Raw genomic sequence first — 20,662 nt, 5'->3', positions numbered from 1 at the left:
GGATCTCGGCGGGCGGTCTCAGCGGCGCAGCGCGTCGGCGAGCTCGGCGCGGTGGGAGATCGCGAGCTTGCGGAACACGCGGAACAGGTGGTTCTCCACCGTCCGCACGGACAGGGTCAGCCGACGGGCGATCTGCTGGTTGGACAGCCCGTCGGCGGCGAGCTCGGCGACCTGCTGCTCCCGGTCGGACAGGTCGCCCGGCGGCGCCAGCGTCATCAGCAGGGCGACGGCCTCCGGCCCGTGCGGCTCGACGAGCGCCTGCGCGCGCTCGCGCTCCTCGGCCCGCCGCTGGGGCCCGTCCTGGCCGGCCGCCCGCACGGCGGCCACCACCGCCCGGACCCCCAGGAGGATCTGCCCGTCGGCCAGCAGGGAAGCCCCCAGGTGGCGGGCCTCGTCCGGGTCCTCGGTCACCAGGGCGCGGACGAAGCGCGCGGTCTGGCGGGCGTGCCCCGCGGGGAGGGAGCGGGCGAGCGCCAGCACCTCCTCCGCCCGCGCCGGATCCGGGTGCAGGTCGAGCGAGTAGCCGGCCATCGCGACCGCCGCGATCCGGTAGCCGCGCCGCAGGAGGCTCTCGTACTCCTGCCACAGGGCGTCGGCGGCGTCCGGCTCACGCCCCTGCACGAGCCCGTCCCGCCCGGTGTCGAGGCGGGCGAGCGTCCAGCTCGGGGTGGTGCCCGGCAGCGGGCTGAGGCCGATGGAACGGACGGACGCCTGGCCGGCGAACGCCCGCGCCGCCCCCATGCGGCCGTCCTGCAGGGCGATCCCCGACGCCAGCGACAGGTTCGCCGCCTCGTAGGGGCGCTGGGTGCCCGACGCGAGCCCCGTCGCGAGGACCGAGGCCAGGTGCTGGCGGAGCTCGGTCAGGCGCTGGCTCAGGAACAGCGCCATCGCGACCACGTAGCCGTGGCCGTGGATGGCGTCGACGTCGAGGCGGGCACGCCCGTCCGCCAGGTGCCGCCTCGCCCATGCCAGTCCCTCGTCCAGCCGTGCGTCGAGGACCAGCGTCAGGCCGTAGAGCACCTCGCGGCCCTGACCGAAGTCCGACCGGTCCGGCGGCAGCCCCTCGAGCAGCTCGCGTGCGGCCGCCGGGTCGCCGAGGAACGCCAGCCGCTCGGCGCGCGTCGTCGCGACGGCGTCCGCGGCCTCGGGGGACATCGCCGCGCCCGCGAAGCGCTCCAGGGGGTCGTCGTCGGAGACGTCGTCGAGCAGCATGGCCAGGTGGGACTCGACGGCGGCGAGCATCGGGTCCCAGTCCTCGCCGGCGTGCGACCCGGCGAGCCGGACCTGAGCGGCGGGGAGGTCCTTCTCGACGAACGCGAGCACGAGGGCGTGCCAGCTCGTCAGGGTCGCCATGGCGCGCGGGTCGCCGTCCTGGGGCGTGCGCTCCAGGACGTTGCGCAGCGTCACGGCGTCCGCGTCCCCCACCAGGAGCGCGCGCAGGTACGCGACCGCTGTCGTGGGGGTGGACGACGTCTCCCAGGCGGCCTTGCGGACCAGGCGCTCGCGGCGCCAGTGCTCGAGCAGGAGCCGGTGGAACACCGCGTCCGACTCGTGCTCCGCCTCGGGTCCGGGCGGGCTCAGGGCCTCCGCCGCGGGGTTGGTGCCGGGGGTCCGGCCGTCCGGCGTCACGGCGAGCGCGTCGGCCAGGGTCTCGTCGAGGCGCAGGCGGCGGGCCGCCGACCCCGAGCGCCGCAGGTACTCCGCGACGATCGGGGGGAACACGCCCACGTGCGTCACGCCGTCGAGGGTGACGAAGCGCAGCAGCCGGCACTCGTCGAGCTCCTCGAGACGCTCCCAGCCCACGAGCCGCCGCACGAGCCGCGCCTCGAGCGTGCCCGCCAGCGCCAGGGTCTCGAGCGCCTCGCGGGCGCCCACCGAGAGGTCCTGGAGCAGCGGCTCGACGGTGCGGGTCACCTCGGCGTGCCACAGGTCGGGGCCCGCCTCCCACACGCCGCCCTCGCGGACGATCAGCCCGTGCCGGTCGCCCGCTCGCGCGATCGCCGCGACCAGCGCGGGGATCCCGCCGGACAGGCTGTGCACCCGGCGCGCCAGCTCCGTGGCGATCGCGCCCGGCAGGAGCTCGTCGAGCATCGACTGCGTCCCGACGAAGTCGAGCGCCCGGACCGTGATCTGCACGCCGGGCCGCACCTCCTCCGGGAGGCGGTGGGCCTCGCGCAGGCGCGCCGGCAGGGGGCGGGACACCGAGAGCAGGGGTGTCCGGGTGCGCGAGTGGAACGCGGTCAGCACCCCCGCCGTCACCGTGTCGAGGTCGTCGACGTCGTCCGCGATCACCACCGTCCGGCCGACGCGGGCGTGCGCGTCCAGGGCCTCGACGGCGGCGGCCACGGGGGAGCCGCCGTTCCGCGCCGGCACGAACCCGGCGACCGCGAGCACCTCCAGCGGGCGGTCGGACAGGGCGGCGAGGCCGTCCACCCGCACCACCTGCCACCCGTGGCCGTCGAGCAGCCGGGTCACCCCGCGGAGCAGCACGGAACGGCCCGAGCCCTTCACCCCCAGCAGGTCGACGCTCGACCCGGCCAGCAGGTGGTCGACGATCTCGACCTCGAGCTCCTCCTGGAGTGCGCGCGCACTGTCGGCCATCGCCCCATCGTCCGCCACGGCGGGACATGTCGCTCAGGCAGCAGTCCCGTGCCGGCGGGGGCGGCATGATGGGCCGGTGCCCCGTGACCCCCGCCCCGGCCTCCGGGTGACCCCTGCGCTCGTCGTGCCCGAGGCCGAGCTGGCGTGGCGCTTCTCGCGGTCGTCGGGGCCGGGCGGCCAGGGCGTGAACACGGCCGACTCGCGGGTCGAGCTGTCGTGGGACGTCGTGGCGTCCGCGGTGCTGTCGGACGCGCAGCGGGCGCGGCTGGTCGAGCGGCTGGGCGGCCGCCTGGTGGGCGGGGTGCTCACCGTGGCGGCGTCCGAGCACCGGGCGCAGCTGCGGAACCGGGAGGCCGCCCGGGTGCGGCTCGCCGCGCTCGTCGCGGACGCGCTCGCTCCGCCGGGGCCGCGCCGCCGCGCGACCCGGCCGACCCGCGGCTCCGTGACGCGCCGGCTCGACGCGAAGAAGCAGCGGTCGGGCGTCAAGAGGCTGCGCCGGCCGCCGTCGGACTGACCGTGCGGGTGCCGGCCGCCCGGACCGGTGAGCTGTCAGGGCCAGGGCGAGGTCTCCCCGGCGCGCGCCCTGACAGGTGCACCGGGGCTACCGCGGCGCGGGCCCGCTGCTCTGCCGCACGGTGAGCCGCACGGGCACGGTCTCGTGCGTGCCGCTGAGGTCGACGCCGTCGCGCACCTGGCGCAGCAGCAGGTCCACGAGGCTGCTGCCGATGCGCGCGAAGTCCTGCTCCACGGTGGTGAGCGGCGGCCACAGGTGCTCGGCGAGCGTGATGCCGTCGAAGCCGACGACGGACACGTCCTCGGGCACGCGACGGCCCGCCTCGTGCAGGGCGTGCAGCACGCCGGCGGCGGTCTCGTCGTTGGCGCAGAACACCGCGGTGACGTCGGGGTCGGCGGCGAGGCGGGCGCCGGCGGAGTAGCCGGTGCGGGCGCTCCAGTCGCCGTGCAGCGGGTCGGGGACGGGACGCCCGGCCGCCTCGAGCGTGGCCCGCCAGGCGTCGATGCGGCTCTGGGCGGGCAGCGAGTCGTCGGGGCCCGCGACGTGGTGCACGGTGCCGTGGCCGAGGTCGAGCAGGTGCTGCACGGCCAGGCGCGCGCCCTCGGTCTGGTCGGCGCGGACGGCGGGGTGCGTCCCGACGAACCTCGAGTCCGACACGACGACGGGCAGCTGGGCGGGCAGCGCCAGGGTGTCCGGGGTGGCGGACTCGGCGCGCACGATGACCAGGCCGTCGATGGCCTGGTGGGACAGCCGCGCGACGGCGGCGGAGACGTCGTCGGGGGAGGGGCTCTCGACGTCGACGATCGTCACGGTGTAGCCCTCGGCGCGCGCCGCATCGACGACGGCCTCGACGGTGCGGGACTCGCCGGTGCGCGCCAGGCGGTGGGCGATCACGCCGATGGTGCGGAAGCTGCCGTAGCGCAGGGCGCGGGCCGCGGTGTTGGGCGCGTAGCCGAGCTCCGCCATCGCGGCGAGGACGCGCTCGCGCGTGGCGGGCTTGACGTTGTCCAGCCCCATGGAGACGCGCGAGACGGTCTGGGAGGAGACGCCGGCCAGCGCCGCGACCTCCGCCATCGACGGTGCCGTCCGCGAGCGCCCGCGTCCCTGGGGGCGCGCCTCGGGCGCACCGTTCGTCTCGACCATCCCTGCCCTCTCGTGACCTCGGCCGTCGGCCCGCGACGGCGACGTCGCGGGCCGGGTGCGGCGGCCGGGGCTTGACATCTCCCGCCGCCTCGCGACACTCTAATGCGGCCAGGATGTTTACGTAAACATTCGGCCCGTCCCCTGGGAGTTGCTCCGTGACCGCTGTCGCTCCGGCATCCTCGCCGCCCACCGTGCCCGTGCTGCGCCGCAGCGGCCGGCGCTGGACCGGGTGGGCGTTCGTCGGCCCCTTCATGCTGGTGTTCGCGCTGGTGTTCCTGGCGCCGATCGCCTACTCGCTCTACCTGTCCGTGTTCCGCACGCAGATGGTGGGCGGCACCACGTTCGTCGGCCTCGAGAACTACTCGCAGGCCCTCGCCGACCCGCAGTTCTGGGAGGGGCTGGGCCGCGTCGCCCTGTTCCTCGTGGTGCAGGTGCCGATCATGCTCGGCATCGCGCTGCTGGTGGCCCTCGCGATCGACAGCGGCCGGCTCTACGGCAAGAGCTTCTTCCGCATCTCGATCTTCATGCCCTACGCGGTGCCCGCCGTCGTCGCCTCGCTCATGTGGGGCTTCATGTACGGCACGCGCTTCGGCCTGGTCGGCAACATCAACGACGCGTTCGGCATCAGCCTGCCGAACCCGTTGTCGCCGGACCTCGTCCTCGCGTCGATCGGCAACATCGTGACCTGGGAGTTCGTCGGCTACAACATGCTGATCTTCTACGCCGCGCTGCGCGTGGTGCCGCACTCCCTGTACGAGGCGGCGGAGATCGACGGCGCCGGCCAGTGGCGCGTCATCAGCGCCATCAAGCTGCCGGCCATCCGCGGCGCGCTCGTCATCGCCACGATCTTCTCGATCATCGGCAGCTTCCAGCTCTTCAACGAGCCCAGCATCCTCAAGTCGCTGGCGCCGAACGCGATCACGACGTCGTACACGCCCAACCTGTACGCCTACTCGCTGTCGTTCTCCGGCCAGCAGTACAACTACTCCGCGACCGTGGCCATCATCATGGGCCTGATCACCATGGTGATCGCCTACGTGGTGCAGCTGCGCGGCATGCGCAAGGAGCCGTGACCCCGTGTCGACGCTGACCGCGACCCCCGCCCGTCCCGCCCCGCGCCTGCGCACGCCGCGCCACCACTCCGTGGCCCGCCCGCGTCGCAGCACCCTCCTCACCGTGCTCACCACGGTGGTCCTGGTGTACTCGCTGGTGCCCCTCGCGTGGCTGCTCATCAACTCCACGAAGACGCAGGCCGACCTGTTCTCCTCGTTCGGCCTCTGGTTCGGCGACTCGTTCTCCCTGTGGGACAACATCACGGCCACGCTGACCTACGACGGCGGCGTCTTCGTGCGGTGGTTCGCCAACACCGTGCTGTACGTCGTGGTGGGCGCCGGCGGGGCGACGTTCCTCGCCGTGCTCGGCGGCTACGCCCTGGCGAAGTTCGACTTCCCCGGCAAGCGCGGCGTGTTCGCGCTGGTCATCGGCGCGGTCGCCGTGCCCGGCACGGCGCTCGCCGTCCCGACCTTCCTGATGTTCAGCCAGATGGGCCTGACGAACACCCCGTGGGCGGTGATCATCCCTTCGCTCATCTCGCCGTTCGGGCTCTACCTCATGTGGACGTTCGCCTCCGAGGCGGTGCCCGGCGAGCTGCTCGAGGCCGCCCGGATCGACGGCGCGGGGGAGTTCCGCACGTTCTTCCGCGTGAGCCTGCCGCTGCTCGGCCCCGGCATCGTCACGGTGCTGCTCTTCACCATGGTCGCGACCTGGAACAACTACTTCCTGCCGCTGATCATGCTGCGCGACTCGTCCTGGTACCCGCTGACGCTCGGCCTCAACGCGTGGAACGCCCAGGCGGCCACCGCCGGCGGCGAGGCGATCTTCAACCTCGTGATCACCGGGGCCCTGCTCACCATCCTGCCGCTCGTGGTCGCCTTCCTGCTGCTGCAGCGCTACTGGCAGTCCGGCCTCGCGGCCGGGTCCGTCAAGGAATGACCGGGAGCGACCCGCACTCCCACCCGCAGTCCCGACACGCTCCACCCCCGTCTGACGATGAAGTGAGGACACCCATGAACGCACGACCCCGCCACCTGGTGCGCGGAACCGCCCTCGCCGGCGTGCTGGCGCTCGGCCTGACGGCCTGCGGCGCCGGCGACGACGGCGGCTCCGGCGGCGGCGACGCCGCGCCCGTCGACACCGCCTCCGTCCTCGACAAGGGCGGCGAGATCACCGTCTGGGCGTGGGAGCCCACGCTCGAGGACGTCGTGAAGGACTTCGAGTCGACGTACCCGAACGTCACGGTGAACCTGGAGAACGTCGGCACGGCGAACGACGAGTACACCGCGCTGCAGAACGCGATCGCCGCCGGCGACGGCGTGCCCGACGTCGCGCAGATCGAGTACTACGCGGTGCCGCAGTTCGCCATCTCCGAGGCTCTGGCCGACCTGGGCCCGCTGGGCGCCGCCGACCTGGACGGCACGTTCAGCACCGGCCCGTGGAACGCGGTGCACAGCGGCGACGGCGTGTACGGCCTGCCGATGGACTCCGGCCCGATGGCCCTCTTCTACAACAAGGACGTGTTCGACAAGTACGGCGTCGACGTGCCCACCACGTGGCAGGAGTACCTCGAGGCCGCCCGGACCATCCACAAGAAGGACCCGAAGGCGTACATCGCGAACGACATCGGCGACGCCGGCTTCACCACCAGCATGATCTGGCAGGCCGGCGGCCACCCCTACCAGGTGGACGGCACCGACGTGGCGATCGACTTCGCCGGCGACCAGGGCACCAAGGCCTTCACGGACGTCTGGCAGCAGCTCATCGACGAGGACCTCCTCGCGCCCGTGGGATCGTGGAGCGACGAGTGGTACCAGGGCCTGGGCAACGGCACCATCGCGTCGCTGACCATCGGCGCCTGGATGCCGGCCAACCTCGAGTCCGGCGTGCCGCAGGGCAAGGGCAAGTGGCGCGTGGCCGAGATGCCGCAGTGGGAGGCCGGGCAGCACGCCTCGGCCGAGAACGGCGGCTCCTCGTTGACCGTGCCCGCCGCCAGCACGAACGCCGAGCTCGCGTACGCGTTCGTCGACTACGCCACGCACGGCGACGGCGTGCAGACCCGCATCGACGGCGGCGCCTTCCCCGCGACGACGGCCGACCTCGAGTCGGACGCGTTCCGCGGCACGGAGTCCGCGTACTTCGGCGGCCAGAAGATCAACGAGGTGCTCGCCGACTCCGCCGCGAACGTCGTGGACGGCTGGCAGTACCTGCCCTTCCAGGTCTACGCGAACTCGATCTTCAACGACACGGTGGGCCAGGCGTACGTCTCCGGCACCACGCTGACGGACGGTCTCGCCGCGTGGCAGGAGCAGTCCGTCACGTACGGCAACGGCCAGGGCTTCACCGTCAACAAGTGAGCGAGGCCGCGTGACGCGGCGGTGGGGCGGTCCCCGCCCCGCCGCCCGTCGCGCGCCGTCCCGTGCCCGACGGCACGGCGCCCCCGAACCACCGCGACCGAAAGGCCTGCCACCCCATGCCCACGTTCGAGATCGGCGAGCGCGACTTCCTGCTCGACGGCCGCCCCTTCCAGGTGATCAGCGGCGCGCTGCACTACTTCCGCGTGCACCCCGACCAGTGGGCCGACCGGATCCGCAAGGCGCGGCTGATGGGGCTCAACACGATCGAGACGTACGTGGCGTGGAACTTCCACGCCCCCGAGCCGGACGCCTTCGACCTCACCGGCCGGCGCGACCTGGGCCGCTTCCTCGACCTCGTCGCCGCCGAGGGGCTGCACGCGATCGTGCGCCCCGGCCCGTACATCTGCGCGGAGTGGGACGGCGGCGGGCTGCCGGCGTGGCTGTTCGCGGACGGGAGCGCCGGCGTGCGCCGGCACGACCCGGCGTTCCTCGACGCGATCGGCACCTACTACGCGCACCTGCTGCCCGTCGTGGCCGAGCGCCAGGTGACCCGCGGCGGGCCGGTGCTCATGGTGCAGGTGGAGAACGAGTACGGCGCCTACCCGGGCGTCCCCGCCGACGAGCGCACCCGCTACCTGCGCGCGCTGGTCGACCTCACCCGCGCGCAGGGGGTCGACGTGCCCCTGTTCACCTGCGACCAGGCCGACGACGAGCACCTGTCCCTCGGCGGCCTGCCCGAGCTGCACAAGACGGCGAACTTCGGCTCCCGGTCCCTGGAGCGGCTCTCGGTGCTGCGCCGCCACCAGCCCACCGGGCCGCTGATGTGCACCGAGTTCTGGGACGGCTGGTTCGACTCCTGGGGCCTGGAGCACCACGTCACCGCGCCCGAGACCACGGCGGCCGACCTCGACGACCTGCTCGGCGCGGGCGCGTCGGTCAACCTCTACATGTTCCACGGCGGCACCAACCTGGGCCTGACCAACGGGGCGAACGACAAGGGCACCTACCTGCCCATCACCACGTCGTACGACTACGACGCCCCGCTGTCCGAGCACGGCGCGCCCACCGCCAAGTTCCACGCCCTGCGGGCGGTGATCGCCAAGCACGCGCCGGTGCCCGACGAGGTGCCGGTCGAGCCGGCCCCCGCGCCCGTGCTCGACGTCGCCCTCGACCGTCGCGTGGCGCTCGACGGCGTCCTGGACCTCGTGTCCGGGCGGACGTCGCGGACGTCGTCACCGCGGCCCCCGACGATGGACGACCTGCGCCAGTGGTCCGGCTTCGTGCTGTACGGCACGCGGGTCGGCGCCGACGACGCGGTCCTCGTGGCGGACGAGGTGCGCGACCGCGCCGTCGTCGCCCTCGACGGCGACCCGGTGGGAGTGCTCGACCGCACCACCCACGCCTGGTCGGTGCCGCTGCCGCGCCGGGCGGGCACGCTGACCCTGCTCGTCGAGGACCGCGGCCGCGTGAACTACGGCGCCCGGATCGGCGAGCCCAAGGGGCTCGTCGGGACGGTGCGCACCGCCACCCGCGAGCTCACCGACTGGGAGGCCCTGCCCCTGCGGCTCGACGTCGCCCCGGCGCTCCTGCCCGACGCCGTGTGGGGACCGGGCGACGACGTGGCACCGGCCGCCGGACCGTCGTTCCACCGCGGCACGTTCGCCTCCGTGGCGGGCGCCGACCACTTCCTGCGCCTGGACGGCTGGACCCGCGGCCTCGCCTGGGTGAACGGCGAGCTGCTCGGCCGGTACTCCAGCCAGGGCCCCACCGGCACGCTCTACGTGCCCGGCCCGCTGGTCCGCTCCGAGGGCAACGAGCTGGTGCTGCTCGAGCTGCACGGCACCGCCGCCCCGCGCGCGCGGTTCGTGGCGGAGCCCGACCTCGGCCCGACCGAGGCCTGACCGAGGCCTGACCGCGCCGCGACGGCGGCGCCGAAGGGTGCCGAGGGGCGGGCGCCTCAGCCGTCGAGCGGCGAGGCCAGGGCGCGGTCGGGGTCGTACCGCGCCACCGTCGCCCGCAGGGCGTCGAGCCCGGCGGGCGGGAAGCAGTCGGCGAGGGCGCCCGCGCCACCGGTGAGGTCGGCCTCGCCGACGTACCGGCCCGTCCGCACGTGGTCGAGGGCCGCGACCGTGCCGCGGGCCCAGGCCACGGGGTGCTCCGGGCGCTGCCGCGCCGCGTCCCAGTGGGCGTAGGCCGACACGCTCAGGGTGCCGCCGGGGGCGTACAGGGCGTCGCCCGGGACGGCGCCGTCGGAGCGGCGGGCCGACGCCGTCACCAGGACGCTGGAGCACGGGAACAGGTCCGGGTCGTGGCGGGGGAGCCGTGGCAGCACCTCCCGGAACCCCGCCCCCGTCCAGGCGTGGTCGGAGAACATCGCCTCGCCCCGGTGCCGGGGGATCGGCTCGAGCAGGGCCGCGAGCGAGCGCGCGACGGCGACGTCGGGCAGCGCGCCGCCGAGGGCCGGGGTGCGGAGCAGGCCCAGCGCGTCGGCGCCGTCCGGTCCGAACGCGGTCGCCGAGACGACCGCGGTCGGCGGGCGGCCCGCCGCGCGTGCGGGGCGCCAGAACACCGTGAGCTCGAGGTGCGGGGGCGCGGCGGCGACGACGTCGTCGAGGGCGGCGCCGAGGGCGGCCGGGTCGTGGGCGTCCACGGTGATCGCGACCCGCGCCGACGGGGCGTCGCCGGGCACCAGGCGCAGCCGGAACGCGGTGACGACGCCGGGGAAGGCGGGCCCGGCACCCCGCATGGCCCGGAACAGGTCCGGGTGCGACGCGGCGTCCACGCGCACGGCGGTCGCGTCCGGGAGGACGACGTCCGCGGCGAGGACGCGCTCGCACGCGTGGCCCCACACCGGCGTGTTCCAGCCGTTCCCGCCGGCGAGGAGGTAGCCGCCGAGCCCGACCGTCGGCGCGTGGCCGAGCGGGAAGGAGTACCCGGCCGTGGCGAGGGCGCGGGCGGCCTGCGCCACGGTGGTGCCGGGGCCCACCCAGGCGGTCCCCGCCCGTCGGTCGACGGCGACGTCGTGCAGGGCGCCGAGGTCGACGGTCACGGCGCCGTCGACGACGTGCGTCGTGCTGAGCGAGTGCCCGCCGCTGCGCACGGCGACCCGCCGTCCCTCCTGCCGTGCCCGCGTCACGGCGGCGCGCACCCCCGCCGCGTCCCGCGGCCGGGCGACCGCCGCGGGCGACCGGTCGGGCTGCCAGGCCGAGGCGGACAGCGCGGCGACCGCCCGTCCGAACGCGGGGGAGCCGCGGCCCACCCACTCGAGCGGCGGGGGACTCACAGGAGGCTCACGGCAGGCTCACGCGAGGATCGCGGCGTCGATGGCGGCCGGGTCGTACACGAGGTCGACGATCTTGCGGGTCAGGCCGACCACCGCGCCGTCCGCGCCGAGGTGGGCGGCCCCGACGCTCAGGTGGTGCCGGGCGCGCTCGGTCACGTCCTCGCGGATCGCGGCGTCGATCCGCGACACGACGCGGGGGATCCGGCCCAGGGCGCCGCCCAGCACGAGGTCGTCAGGGTTGGCGACGGCCACGACGGTGGCCAGCACGCGGGAGAGGCGCGCGGTGGCCTCGTCCACGGCGTCGCAGACCGTCGGGTCGCCGGCCGCGACGCGGTCCACGATGTCCCGCAGGTGGCGCACGCCCGTGTCCGCGAGCCGGCGGATCAGGGCGTGCCCCGACGCCCAGGCCGCCAGGCAGCCGCGCCGCCCGCACGTGCACACCGGCCCGTCGTCGGTGATGCGCACGTGCCCGATGTCTCCCGCGGCGCCGTCCGCGCCCTCCAGCACGTGCCCGGCGTCGACGATGCCGGCACCGATCCCCGTCGCGTACTTGACGGCGAGCACCGTGCGGTCGGCGCCGATGACGCTGGACTCGCCGAGCGCGAAGGCGCGGGCGTCGTTCTCGATGACGGCCGGGACCTGCCAGTGGTCGCGGATGGCCTCCAGGACGGGGTAGGCCTCCCAGCGCGGCATCGTGGTCGACGTGCCGAGGACCCCGGTGGCGGGGTCGACCGGTCCGGGGATCCCGAGGGCGACGCCGATGAGGCTCTCGTCCTGGCCGGCGTCCACGAGCCGCCGGGAGATCTCGAAGATCTCCGCGAGGTACGCCGGCGCCTCCGTGTCGATGTCGACGGCGACGTCGCGCATGCGCAGGATCCGCCCGTCGACGCCCGTGACGCAGAGGCGTGCGTGCGTCTGCCCGAGGTCGAGCACGAGCACCACGCGCCCGCGCGTGTCCCAGCGCAGCAGCTCGGAGCGCCGGCCCGGCCCGTGGCCTCCCGTGCCCGGCGGCGCCGACCCGTCCTGGTACACGTACCCGTGCTGGAACAGGGCCTCGAGGCGCTCGAACAGGGTGGTGCGGGACATCCCCGTCGCGGCGAGCAGCTGCTGGCGCGTCATCCCGGGCCGCGAGCGGATGAAGCTCACCAGCGCCCCGTAGGACGCCGCGGGGAGCACGGCGGGGAGCGTCGTGCGGACGGGCGGGAGCGGCACCGCGGCGCGGGCCGTGCGGCCGTCGTCGTGCGCGTCGCGGGTCCGGGCCGTCTCGGTCACCACAGGTCGTCCTCCTCGACTCGGCGCTGCGGGTGACGTTCTCACGGCATCGGCGCAGCAGTCCGCGGTTGGTTCGTCCGGGGTCATCTTGGCACGTTGACGGGCGTCACACTAGCCGTTACGTTCAGCCATTGGACGCAACAGCCCAACGACGGGCGCCGGGACGTAAGGACGAAGATGACCGAAGTCGCGACCTCGCTGCCGCAGGCGGCCGCCGAGGTGCTGCGCGCCAACGACCGGGGCCGCCGCACCGTCGCGGCCCCCGCGCTGTACCCGCACCAGTGGTCCTGGGACGCCGCGTTCGTGGCCATCGGCTGGGCGACGATCTCCGTGCCGCGCGCGCTCGAGGAGATGCGGCACCTGCTGCGCGGGCAGTGGGCGACCGGGATGATCCCGCACATCGTGTTCACCCCCGAGCCGGGGTACTTCCCCGGGCCCGACCGGTGGCGCACCGCAGGGGTCGGCCAGGCACCCGCCGACGTCCCGACCTCGGGAATTTGTCAACCGGCCATACACAGTCTCGCGCTCTCCGTGATCGGCGAGCAGGCCCGGCGCAAGGGTGGCGCGGACGCGGAGCTCTTCCGCGCCTTCCTCGCCGAGACCTTCGACGGCTGGCTCGCGTGGCACCGGTGGCTCGAGACCACCCGCAGCACGCATCCCACCGGGCTCGTGGAGATCCACCACCCGTGGGAGTCGGGGATGGACAACTCGCCCCGCTGGGACGTCCCGTGCGCGCGCATCGACGTCGGCACGATGGCGCCGTACGAGCGACAGGACGTGCGGCACGTCGCGGGCGCGGACGAACGTCCGGCGGACGCGGACTACGACCGGTACCTGTGGCTCGTCGAGCAGCTCGTGTCCGTCGGTTACGACGACGACGCCGCCCGCCGGACCGTGGACTTCCGCGTCGGCGACGTCTTCTTCACCGCGACCCACGCGATGTCCGCCGACCTCCTCGCCGCGCTCGGCGACGGGATCGGCCGCGGCGCCGAGGCGCGGAAGCTGCGGGCGATGGCGGCGCGGGCCCGCGCCGCGGTGTCCCGCACGGCCGACCCGGCGACCGGACGGGCGCGCGACTTCGACATGCGCGCGGGCGAGTGGCTCGACTCCGCCACGGTGGGCGGCTTCGCCCCGCTGGTCTGCGGCGCCGACGCCGGCACCTACGACGCCCTGGTCGAGCAGCTCCTCGGCCCGTCGTGGTGCGGGCACCCCGCCCTCGCGCACCCGGTGCCGCCGACCGTGACGCCGGACAGCGAGGCGTTCGTCAGCCGCACCTACTGGCGAGGCCCGCAGTGGCCGGTGCTGGTCTGGCTGCTCACCTGGGCGCTGCGGCACCACGGGCGGCGCGACGCCGCCGAGGCGATCGGCCGCGCGGGCCGGGAGCAGCTCGGCGACCTCACCTTCGCCGAGTACTACGACAGCCTCAGCGGGCAGGCGCTCGGCAGCCAGAACCAGTCGTGGACGGCGGCCGTCGCGCTCGCCTGGACGTGGGGGGAGGAGCGATGACCACGCCCACCGCCTGGGTGGGGCGCTCGCGTCCCGCGGTCGAGGGCGGCGAGATCGTCACGGGCGACCTCGTCTACGTCACCGACCGGCGCCCGCCGGGCATGCTGTACGGGTACGTACTGCGCTCCGCCGTCCCGCACGCGCGGATCGACGCCCTCGACACGGCGGCGGCCCGCGCCCTCCCGGGGGTGGAGTGCGTCCTGACCGCCGCGGACGTGCCGGTGAACGCGCTCGGGCCGCGCGACGTGGACGGCCCGGTGCTCGCCGAGGGCGTCGTCCGGCAGGTGGGCGAGGCGATCGCCCTCGTCGCCGCGCGCGACGCGCGGACGGCCGAGCGGGCCGCCGCCCTCGTGCGCGTGGACCTCACCGCGCTGCCCGTGGTGGACGGCCCGGAGGCCGCGGCCGCCGATGGGGCGCCCGCGCTGCACGAGGGCGGCAACGTCTCGGGCCGCATCGCGTTCGCCTCCGGCGACGTGGCGCCGGCCCTGGACGCCGCGCACCTGGTGCTGCGCCGCCAGGTGCGCACCCCCGCGCAGGAGCACGTGGCCATCGAGACGCCGGGCGGCGTCGCCGTGGCCGCGGACGGCGGCGTGACCATCTGGTGCGGCTCCCAGAACCCCGGCCTGCACCAGCGCAAGGTGGCCCGCGCCCTGGACGTCGACCCCGCCGTCGTGCGGATGGTCGCGGGCCCCGTGGGCGGCGCCTTCGGGTCCCGCAACGACGACCCCGTGCCCGTGTACTTGGCGCTCCTCGCGCGGGCCGCCGGCCGACCCGTGCACCTGCACATGACGCGCGAGGACGTGATGGCCGCCGGCGCGAAGCGGCATCCCTTCGTCACGGACATCGAGATCGGCTTCGACCGCGACGGCACCATCCTCGGGTCCGCCGTGCGGGCCGTCGCCGACACGGGGCCGGTGATCACGTCCGGCCCCAACGTCATGAAGACCTCCGCCGAGATGTCCACCGGCCCCTACCGCTTCGACGTGGCGTCGTTCGACGGCACCGTCTACTACACGAACAACGCGAACGCCGGCGCGTTCCGCGGCTACGGCGTGCCGCAGGTCGCGTTCGCCGTCGAGAACGCCATGACCGAGGCCGCGCACCGGCTCGGGATCGACCCGGTCGAGATCCGCCTGCGCAACGCGCTCGACGGGGGCGACCGGCACAGCCTGTACCGGCACGCCACGACCCGCAGCCTCGCCGTGCGCGAGACGCTCCGCACCGCGGCCGCGCACCCCTTGTGGGCCGACCGCGCCCGCTGGCAGGCGGAGGCACGCGGGCCGTGGCGGCGGGGGACCGGCGTCGCCACCGCGATGAAGGGCGTGGGGATGGGCAGCGGCACGGGCGACACGGCCCGGGCGCGGCTGCGGATCGACGAGCGCGGTCACGTGACGATCTGGGCCGGGCCCAACCACACCGGGCAGTCGATCCAGACCACCTACGAGCAGGTCGCCGCCGACGCCCTCGGGTTGCCGATCGAGCAGGTCGAGGTGCGCGTGGGCGACACCGGCGAGGTGCCGGAGTCCGGGCCGACGGCGGCGAGCCGGTCCACCTACGCCGGCGGGAACGCGGTGCGGGCGGTGTGCGACGAGCTGCTCGGCCGGTGCGAGCGCCTCGCGCTCCCGCTCGCGACCGACGCCCCCGGCGCCGGGACCAAGCTGGTGGACCTCGGCGAGGCGGAGATGGCCGCGGAGTTCCGGCTCCCGGACACCGAGGACATCGGCCTGGTCCCGCCCGAGCAGCTCGCCACGTTCGCGCCCCACCGCGTGTACGGCACCTGCACCCAGGTCGTGCGGGTGGAGGTCAACGTGCACACGGGCGAGCTGCGCGTGCCCGAGCTGCTGTGCGTGCTCGACTGCGGCACGCCCATCAACCCGGCGGCGACGATCGGGCAGGCGGAGGGCGGCATCCTCCAGGGGCTCGGGCTCGCCGTCATGGAGGACCACCAGGTGGTGGGCGGGGTGCCCCGGACCACCAGCCTGGAGAACTACCTCGCGCCGACCATCGCGGACACGCCCGCGATGACCACGCTCTTCGTCCCGGGCAGCGAGGCCTCCGGGCCGTTCGGCGCCAAGGGGATGTCCGAGGTCGTCGTCGTGCCGACGCCGCCCGCGGTCACCGCCGCGGTGCTCGACGCCGTCGGCGTCCTGCCCCGCCGGCTGCCCGTGACCCCCGAGCGGCTCCTCGACCTGCTCGACGAGAACGACCACGGGCCCCGGGAGGCGTCGTGCGACTGAACGGCACCGAGGTGGGCGCGATCCCCACGGAGCTCCACGGGCTGCGCCTGCTCGACTACCTCCGCGACGTCGCCGGGCTGACCGGCGCCAAGGAGGGGTGCGGCATGGGGGAGTGCGGCAGCTGCACCGTCACGGTGGACGGCCGCGCGACGACGTCGTGCCTCGTCCTCGTCGGTCAGGTGCTCGACGCCGACGTCCGCACCGTCGAGGGGCTGGCCGCGGCGGGGCACGGCGCGCTGCAGGCTGCGTTCGTCGAGCGCCAGGCCGTGCAGTGCGGGTACTGCATCCCCGGGGTGCTCAACTCGTGCGCCGCGCTGCTGGACCGCGACCCCGACCCGGACGACGCCGCCGTGCGGCGGGCGCTGGACGGCAACCTGTGCCGCTGCACCGGGTACCAGCGCTTCGTCGACGCCGTGCACGACGCCGCCTGCGCCCGCCGGGCCGCCGGGGCGGGGGCGGAGGGCGACGCATGATCACCACACCCCCGCGCGTGCTGCGCCCCGCCCGTGCGGCCGACGTGGCCGCGCTGCTCGTGGGTATCGGGGCAGGCACCGGGGCGGGCGCAGGACCGGCGCGACCCATCGCCGGCGGCACCGACCTGCTCGTGCAGCGCCGCGCCGGCCTCGACGCGCCCGTCCTGGTGGACCTCACGGCGCTCGCGGACGCCGTCCCGGCCGCGGGCCGCACGACCGACGGCCGGGCGCTGCGCCTGTCCGCGCTGCGCCCGCTGAGCGACGTCGCGGCGGCGCTGGGCGACGACGTCCCACCCCTGCGCGCGGCGATCCGCGAGTTCGCGTCGACCACGATCCGCCACCGCGCGACGATCGGCGGCAACCTCGTCACCGGGTCGCCCGCGGCGGACACCGTGCCGGCCCTCCTGGCCGGGGACGCCGTCGTGGAGATCGTGACGCCCGACGGCTCCGGCCGCGCGGTGCCCCTCGGCGCGTTCCTCCTCGGGCCGCGCCGCGTGGACCTCGCGCCCGGCGAGTGGGTCGCGTCCGTCACCGTGCCCGACCCGCGCCCCGGGGCGGGCTCCCTGGAGGGCGGCTTCCGAAAGATCGGCGGCCGACGCGCCCAGGCCATCTCGCTGCTCAGCCTCGCCTGGCAGTGGCGCCGCGACGCCGACGGCCGCCTCGCGGACGTGCGCCTCGCGGCGGGCGCGGTCGCCCCCACGGTGGTGCGGCTGCCGCGGGCCGAGGCCCTGCTCGAGGGCGCGGTGCCCGCGCCCGCCCTCGTCGAGGAGGCCGCGCGGGCCGTGGCCGCCGACATCAGCCCGATCGACGACCTGCGCGCGAGCGCCGCCTACCGGCGACGGTGCGCGGCGGGCCTGCTCCGGGAGGTGGTCCCCACCGCGGGCCCAGTCCCGGCCACGAGCTGCAGCACGACTTCCGGCACGACCACGAGAGGGAACGACCAGTGAACGTAGGCGTCACCGTGCGGCTGGACCAGCCGATCACCGAGGCGGCCCGCTGGGCACGCCGGGCCGAGGACCTGGGCTTCTCCAGCGTCTGGCTGGCCGACCACTACTTCCACCGCGACGCGTCGGCGGCCCTGGCGCTGATGATGACCGCGACGCGGCACGTCCGGCTGGGCACCGCGGTGGTGTCGCCGTTCCTGCGGCACCCGACGCTGCTCGCGAGCCTCGCGGCGACGCTGCGCGAGATCGGGCCGGGCCGGTTCGTGCTGGGCCTCGGCGCCGGCGGCTACGAGATCGCGGGCGAGATGGGCATCGCGATGCGCCGCCCGCTGCGCCTCACGGCCGAGGCGGTCGACATCGTGCGCGAGCTCACCGCGGGCACCGCGCACGTGACCGGCGAGACGTTCAGCGCCGAGGGCTCGGCCCTGCGGTGGCAGGCCGAGGACGGCCCCCTGTACCTGGCCGCCCGCGGCCCGAAGATGCTCGAGCTCGCCGGCCGGTGCGCCGACGGCGTCATCACCCACGGCATCGCGGACAGCCACATCGCGTTCGTCCGGGAGCGGGTGGCGGCCGGGGCCGCCGGGCGCGAGAGCGGGAGCGCCGCCGTCTGCCTCATGCTCGACGTCGAGATCGGCGACGACACCGACGCCGCGCTGAGGGCCCTCGCCCCGCGCTGCGTGACCATGGCGGGCGGCGCGTACGCCGACGAGCTCATCGAGGTCTACGGCCTCGACCGGGACGAGGTCGCGGCCCTGCGCGCCACCGTCCGCAGCGGCGACCGCGCGCTGGCCGCGAGCCAGGTCACCCCGGACATGGCCCGGGCGTTCGGGTTCGCCGGGCCCGCCGCCGAGGTGGCCGACGGCCTGCGTCGACTCTCCGACCAGGGCGTCGACGAGGTCATCGTCTCCGTGGGCGGCGCCGACCCCGACGCCGTCGACCGCCAGCTGTCCGCCCTCGCCCAGGAGGTCTTCGCATGAGCCCGCTCCCGTCCGCCGTCACCGTCCTCGGCTCCGGGGCCGGCGCGCTGTCCAGCGCGACGGAGCTGTCGCTGGCGGGTGTCGACGTCACCGTCGCCGACTTCGAGCGGTTCCGCGCCAGCATCGACGCGATCGCCGAGCGCGGCGTCGTGCGCCTGCGGTCCCCGTGGCACGGCGTCACGGAGACGCCGGCGCGCGCGAGCCTCGACCCCGGGGCGGCGGCCGCCGCGGCGGACGTCGTGGTGGTGTCGGTGCCCGCGTTCGGGCACGACACCTTCGCGACCCTCCTGGCCGAGCACCTCCGCCCTGGGACGCAGGTGATCTTCGCGGGGGAGGGCGGCGGCAGCCTCGCCCTGGTCGCGGCGATGCGCCGTGCCGGGCGCGCGCTGGACGTGGACGTCGCGGAGCTGAACAGCCTCCCGTACGGCGCGCGGGTCCGGGAGCCCGGCCTCATCACGGCGTCCCGCAAGGTGGGCGGCACCGTCGCGGCGGGCATGCCCGCCGGCAACGCCGCCGTCGAGACCGCGTGCGCGATCTGGCCCTCGGTGACCGCCGGCGAGAGCGTGCTCGAGACGGTGCTGCTCAACTTCAACGCCATCGACCACGTGCCGCCGATCCTGGCGAACCTCGGCGCGATCGAGGGCGGCCCCGGCAAGTTCCTGCTGTGGGGCGTGGGCGCCAGCCCGGCCGTCGCGCGCTTCATCGGGGCGATCGACGCCGAGCTCGTCTCGATCCGCCGCGCACTGGGGTTCGCGAACCTGCAGGGGTACGAGGAGTACCTCGTGGAGCAGGGGTTCGCGCCCGAGGTGAAGGGGGACCTGCACGCCACCCTCGCGTCGTCGGCGTTCGCGGACTCCACGTTCGCCACCGGGCCGACGGCGCTCGAGAGCCGGTACATCACCGAGGACGTGCCCTACGCGCTGTGCCTCATGGCGTCCATCGGGCGGGAGGTGGGCGTCGCGACGCCGACGGTCGACGCGATGATCCACCTGGCGGGCGTGGCCACGGGCACCGACTACCGCGCCCGCGGCCGGACGCTGGAGACCTTCGGCCTCGCCGGCCTGGGCCGCGACGGGCTCCTCGAGGCGACGAGGACCGGGCGATGGTGACCGACGCCGCCCCGGGCGCGGTGACCGTGCCCGGCCTCGTGAACATGCACGACCACCTGCGGTCGTTCGTGCCGGGTACCACCGCCTCCGAGGGCGCCTCGCTCGCCCAGGCGATCAGCGCGGGCAACGCGCGGCAGGCCGTGGCCGGGCCGGCCGAGTACCGCGCCCTCACCGCGCTCGGCGCGGCCCGCCAGGTGGTGGCCGGGACCACCACCGTGGTGGACCACGTCTACCCGCTGCACCGACCCGGGCTGCTGGACGCCGTCGTCGCGGGGCACGCCGCCGTCGGGGTCCGGGGCTACGTCGCGCTCGGCATCATGACCCGCGGGGCGCCCGGCCTCACGACGTCCGTCGCGGACGTCGTCGCCCTCGCCGAGCGGGCCGCGGACGTGCTGCTCCCGCGCGACCGGCTCTTCCTGGCACCGGTGTCCGTGCGACAGAACGTGCCCGCGGACTACGCGGAGGCCGCGGCGGCCGCCGAGCGGCTCGGCCTGCGGCTGTACACCCACGTCTCCGAGAACGCCGCCGAGGTGGACGCCTGCCTCGCGGAGCACGGGGTGCGGCCGATCGGGCTGCTCGACCGGGCGGGCTTCCTGCGGCCCGGCACCGTCCTGGTGCACGGCGTCGAGCTGACCGACGAGGAGATCGACCTCCTGGCCCGGCGCGGGGCCGCCCTCGTGTACTGCCCGACGAACCACCTGCGGTTCGCGAAGGGCGTCGCCCGCGTCCTCGACCTGCTGGAGGCCGGGGTGCCGGTGACGCTCGGCGTGGACGGCATGGAGAGCCTGTTCCACGAGATGCGGCAGGCCGTGTACACCCAGGGGCAGGCCGCGCGGGACCCGGCCGCGCTGTCCTCCGACGCCGCGTACGCCATGGCGACGACGACCCCGTCGGCCGTCCTCGGGCTGCCGGCCGACGCGGGCGACTCCGTGCGGCTCGCGACCGGCGGGCCGGCGTGGCAACCGCTGGTCGACCCGCGGTGGGCCCTCGTGCACCGCGCGGGCCCCGCCCACGTGCGCGACGTGGTCGCGGCGGGCCGCACCCTCCTGCGCGACGGCGAGCTGGTGTCGGCCGACGTCGCCGAGCTCGCCGCCGACGCCGACTCGGCCCTCCGTGCGCTCGCCGCACGGTCCGGTCACCGCCCACCCGCCCCGGTGGGCCCCCTTCCCTGAGCTGTTCCGCCTCGATGCAGA

Annotated in this window: 16 protein-coding genes; 12 read left to right on the top strand and 4 right to left on the bottom strand. The window is 75.5% G+C overall.

Annotated elements, in window-relative coordinates:
- Nucleotides 1-18: 18 nt before the first annotated feature.
- Complete coding sequence (locus ACFU9A_RS13890) at nucleotides 19-2,601, bottom strand: LuxR C-terminal-related transcriptional regulator (protein ID WP_430575872.1); 2,583 nt, start codon at nucleotides 2,599-2,601, stop codon at nucleotides 19-21.
- A 76-nt stretch (nucleotides 2,602-2,677) separates the two neighbouring features.
- Here ACFU9A_RS13890 and arfB point away from each other — a divergent pair, with 76 nt between their 5' ends.
- Nucleotides 2,678-3,115, top strand: a complete 438-nt coding sequence (gene arfB / locus ACFU9A_RS13885; RefSeq protein WP_430575871.1) for an alternative ribosome rescue aminoacyl-tRNA hydrolase ArfB — start codon at nucleotides 2,678-2,680, stop codon at nucleotides 3,113-3,115.
- 87 nt (nucleotides 3,116-3,202) lie between these two features.
- Here arfB and ACFU9A_RS13880 read toward each other — a convergent pair whose 3' ends face one another.
- Entirely contained in the window at nucleotides 3,203-4,258 is a 1,056-nt protein-coding gene (locus ACFU9A_RS13880; RefSeq protein WP_430575870.1) for a LacI family DNA-binding transcriptional regulator, read from the bottom strand.
- A 251-nt stretch (nucleotides 4,259-4,509) separates the two neighbouring features.
- On the opposite strand from ACFU9A_RS13880, the gene ACFU9A_RS13875 reads away from it, so the two are divergent.
- From ACFU9A_RS13875 to ACFU9A_RS13860, 4 genes are all read left to right on the top strand, one after another.
- Entirely contained in the window at nucleotides 4,510-5,331 is an 822-nt protein-coding gene (locus ACFU9A_RS13875; protein WP_430576470.1) for a carbohydrate ABC transporter permease, read from the top strand.
- Between the two features lie 4 nt (nucleotides 5,332-5,335).
- A complete protein-coding gene (locus tag ACFU9A_RS13870) occupies nucleotides 5,336-6,250 on the top strand; it encodes a carbohydrate ABC transporter permease (protein ID WP_430575869.1) in 915 nt (304 codons plus the stop codon).
- 74 nt (nucleotides 6,251-6,324) lie between these two features.
- The gene (locus ACFU9A_RS13865) at nucleotides 6,325-7,668 is read left to right on the top strand and encodes an ABC transporter substrate-binding protein (RefSeq protein ID WP_430575868.1); all 1,344 of its coding nucleotides are present in this window, start codon (nucleotides 6,325-6,327) and stop codon (nucleotides 7,666-7,668) included.
- Between the two features lie 116 nt (nucleotides 7,669-7,784).
- Nucleotides 7,785-9,569 (top strand): beta-galactosidase family protein, encoded by a 1,785-nt coding sequence (locus ACFU9A_RS13860; protein ID WP_430575867.1) that lies wholly within the window; start codon nucleotides 7,785-7,787, stop codon nucleotides 9,567-9,569.
- A gap of 56 nt (nucleotides 9,570-9,625) precedes the next feature.
- Here ACFU9A_RS13860 and ACFU9A_RS13855 read toward each other — a convergent pair whose 3' ends face one another.
- Nucleotides 9,626-10,951 (bottom strand): FAD-binding oxidoreductase, encoded by a 1,326-nt coding sequence (locus ACFU9A_RS13855; RefSeq protein ID WP_430575866.1) that lies wholly within the window; start codon nucleotides 10,949-10,951, stop codon nucleotides 9,626-9,628.
- A gap of 18 nt (nucleotides 10,952-10,969) precedes the next feature.
- Nucleotides 10,970-12,223, bottom strand: coding sequence for an ROK family protein (locus ACFU9A_RS13850; protein ID WP_430575865.1), 1,254 nt, complete (start codon nucleotides 12,221-12,223; stop codon nucleotides 10,970-10,972).
- Between the two features lie 177 nt (nucleotides 12,224-12,400).
- Between ACFU9A_RS13850 and ACFU9A_RS13845 the strand changes: the two genes are divergently transcribed.
- From ACFU9A_RS13845 to ACFU9A_RS13815, 7 genes are read left to right on the top strand one after another with little or no spacing between them, the layout of a single operon-like run.
- On the top strand, nucleotides 12,401-13,729 hold the full coding sequence (locus ACFU9A_RS13845; protein ID WP_430575864.1) for a glycoside hydrolase 100 family protein: 1,329 nt from the start codon (nucleotides 12,401-12,403) through the stop codon (nucleotides 13,727-13,729).
- Nucleotides 13,726-15,966, top strand: coding sequence for a xanthine dehydrogenase family protein molybdopterin-binding subunit (locus tag ACFU9A_RS13840; protein WP_430575863.1), 2,241 nt, complete (start codon nucleotides 13,726-13,728; stop codon nucleotides 15,964-15,966). Before ACFU9A_RS13845 ends, ACFU9A_RS13840 begins: the two co-directional genes overlap by 4 nt.
- Complete coding sequence (locus ACFU9A_RS13835; RefSeq protein ID WP_430575862.1) at nucleotides 15,957-16,439, top strand: (2Fe-2S)-binding protein; 483 nt, start codon at nucleotides 15,957-15,959, stop codon at nucleotides 16,437-16,439. The genes ACFU9A_RS13840 and ACFU9A_RS13835 overlap by 10 nt, the downstream gene beginning before the upstream one ends.
- Nucleotides 16,436-17,386, top strand: a complete 951-nt coding sequence (locus ACFU9A_RS13830; protein WP_430575861.1) for an FAD binding domain-containing protein — start codon at nucleotides 16,436-16,438, stop codon at nucleotides 17,384-17,386. Before ACFU9A_RS13835 ends, ACFU9A_RS13830 begins: the two co-directional genes overlap by 4 nt.
- Nucleotides 17,383-18,360, top strand: a complete 978-nt coding sequence (locus tag ACFU9A_RS13825; RefSeq protein ID WP_430575860.1) for an LLM class flavin-dependent oxidoreductase — start codon at nucleotides 17,383-17,385, stop codon at nucleotides 18,358-18,360. Before ACFU9A_RS13830 ends, ACFU9A_RS13825 begins: the two co-directional genes overlap by 4 nt.
- Nucleotides 18,357-19,469: an NAD/NADP octopine/nopaline dehydrogenase family protein gene (locus tag ACFU9A_RS13820; protein ID WP_430575859.1), complete on the top strand. Its 1,113-nt coding sequence runs from the start codon at nucleotides 18,357-18,359 to the stop codon at nucleotides 19,467-19,469. The genes ACFU9A_RS13825 and ACFU9A_RS13820 overlap by 4 nt, the downstream gene beginning before the upstream one ends.
- Nucleotides 19,463-20,641 carry an amidohydrolase family protein gene (locus ACFU9A_RS13815; protein WP_430575858.1) on the top strand — a complete coding sequence of 393 codons (1,179 nt, stop codon included), beginning with the start codon at nucleotides 19,463-19,465 and terminating at the stop codon, nucleotides 20,639-20,641. Before ACFU9A_RS13820 ends, ACFU9A_RS13815 begins: the two co-directional genes overlap by 7 nt.
- Nucleotides 20,642-20,662: the final 21 nt, after the last annotated feature.

Source organism: Isoptericola sp. NPDC057653 (assembly GCF_042799955.1).
Lineage (GTDB): Bacteria > Actinomycetota > Actinomycetes > Actinomycetales > Cellulomonadaceae > Isoptericola.
This window is presented reverse-complemented; position numbering and strand designations above follow the sequence as displayed.

Bases quoted from the DNA above. Each gene is read 5' to 3' on its own strand.
- ACFU9A_RS13890 (WP_430575872.1), bottom strand. From the start codon at position 2,601: ATGGCCGACAGTGCGCGCGCACTCCAGGAGGAGCTCGAGGTCGAGATC.
- ACFU9A_RS13880 (WP_430575870.1), bottom strand. From the start codon at position 4,258: ATGGTCGAGACGAACGGTGCGCCCGAGGCGCGCCCCCAGGGACGCGGG.
- ACFU9A_RS13875 (WP_430576470.1), top strand. From the start codon at position 4,510: ATGCTGGTGTTCGCGCTGGTGTTCCTGGCGCCGATCGCCTACTCGCTC.
- ACFU9A_RS13865 (WP_430575868.1), top strand. From the start codon at position 6,325: ATGAACGCACGACCCCGCCACCTGGTGCGCGGAACCGCCCTCGCCGGC.
- ACFU9A_RS13860 (WP_430575867.1), top strand. From the start codon at position 7,785: ATGCCCACGTTCGAGATCGGCGAGCGCGACTTCCTGCTCGACGGCCGC.
- ACFU9A_RS13845 (WP_430575864.1), top strand. From the start codon at position 12,401: ATGACCGAAGTCGCGACCTCGCTGCCGCAGGCGGCCGCCGAGGTGCTG.
- ACFU9A_RS13840 (WP_430575863.1), top strand. From the start codon at position 13,726: ATGACCACGCCCACCGCCTGGGTGGGGCGCTCGCGTCCCGCGGTCGAG.
- ACFU9A_RS13830 (WP_430575861.1), top strand. From the start codon at position 16,436: ATGATCACCACACCCCCGCGCGTGCTGCGCCCCGCCCGTGCGGCCGAC.
- ACFU9A_RS13820 (WP_430575859.1), top strand. From the start codon at position 18,357: ATGAGCCCGCTCCCGTCCGCCGTCACCGTCCTCGGCTCCGGGGCCGGC.
- ACFU9A_RS13815 (WP_430575858.1), top strand. From the start codon at position 19,463: ATGGTGACCGACGCCGCCCCGGGCGCGGTGACCGTGCCCGGCCTCGTG.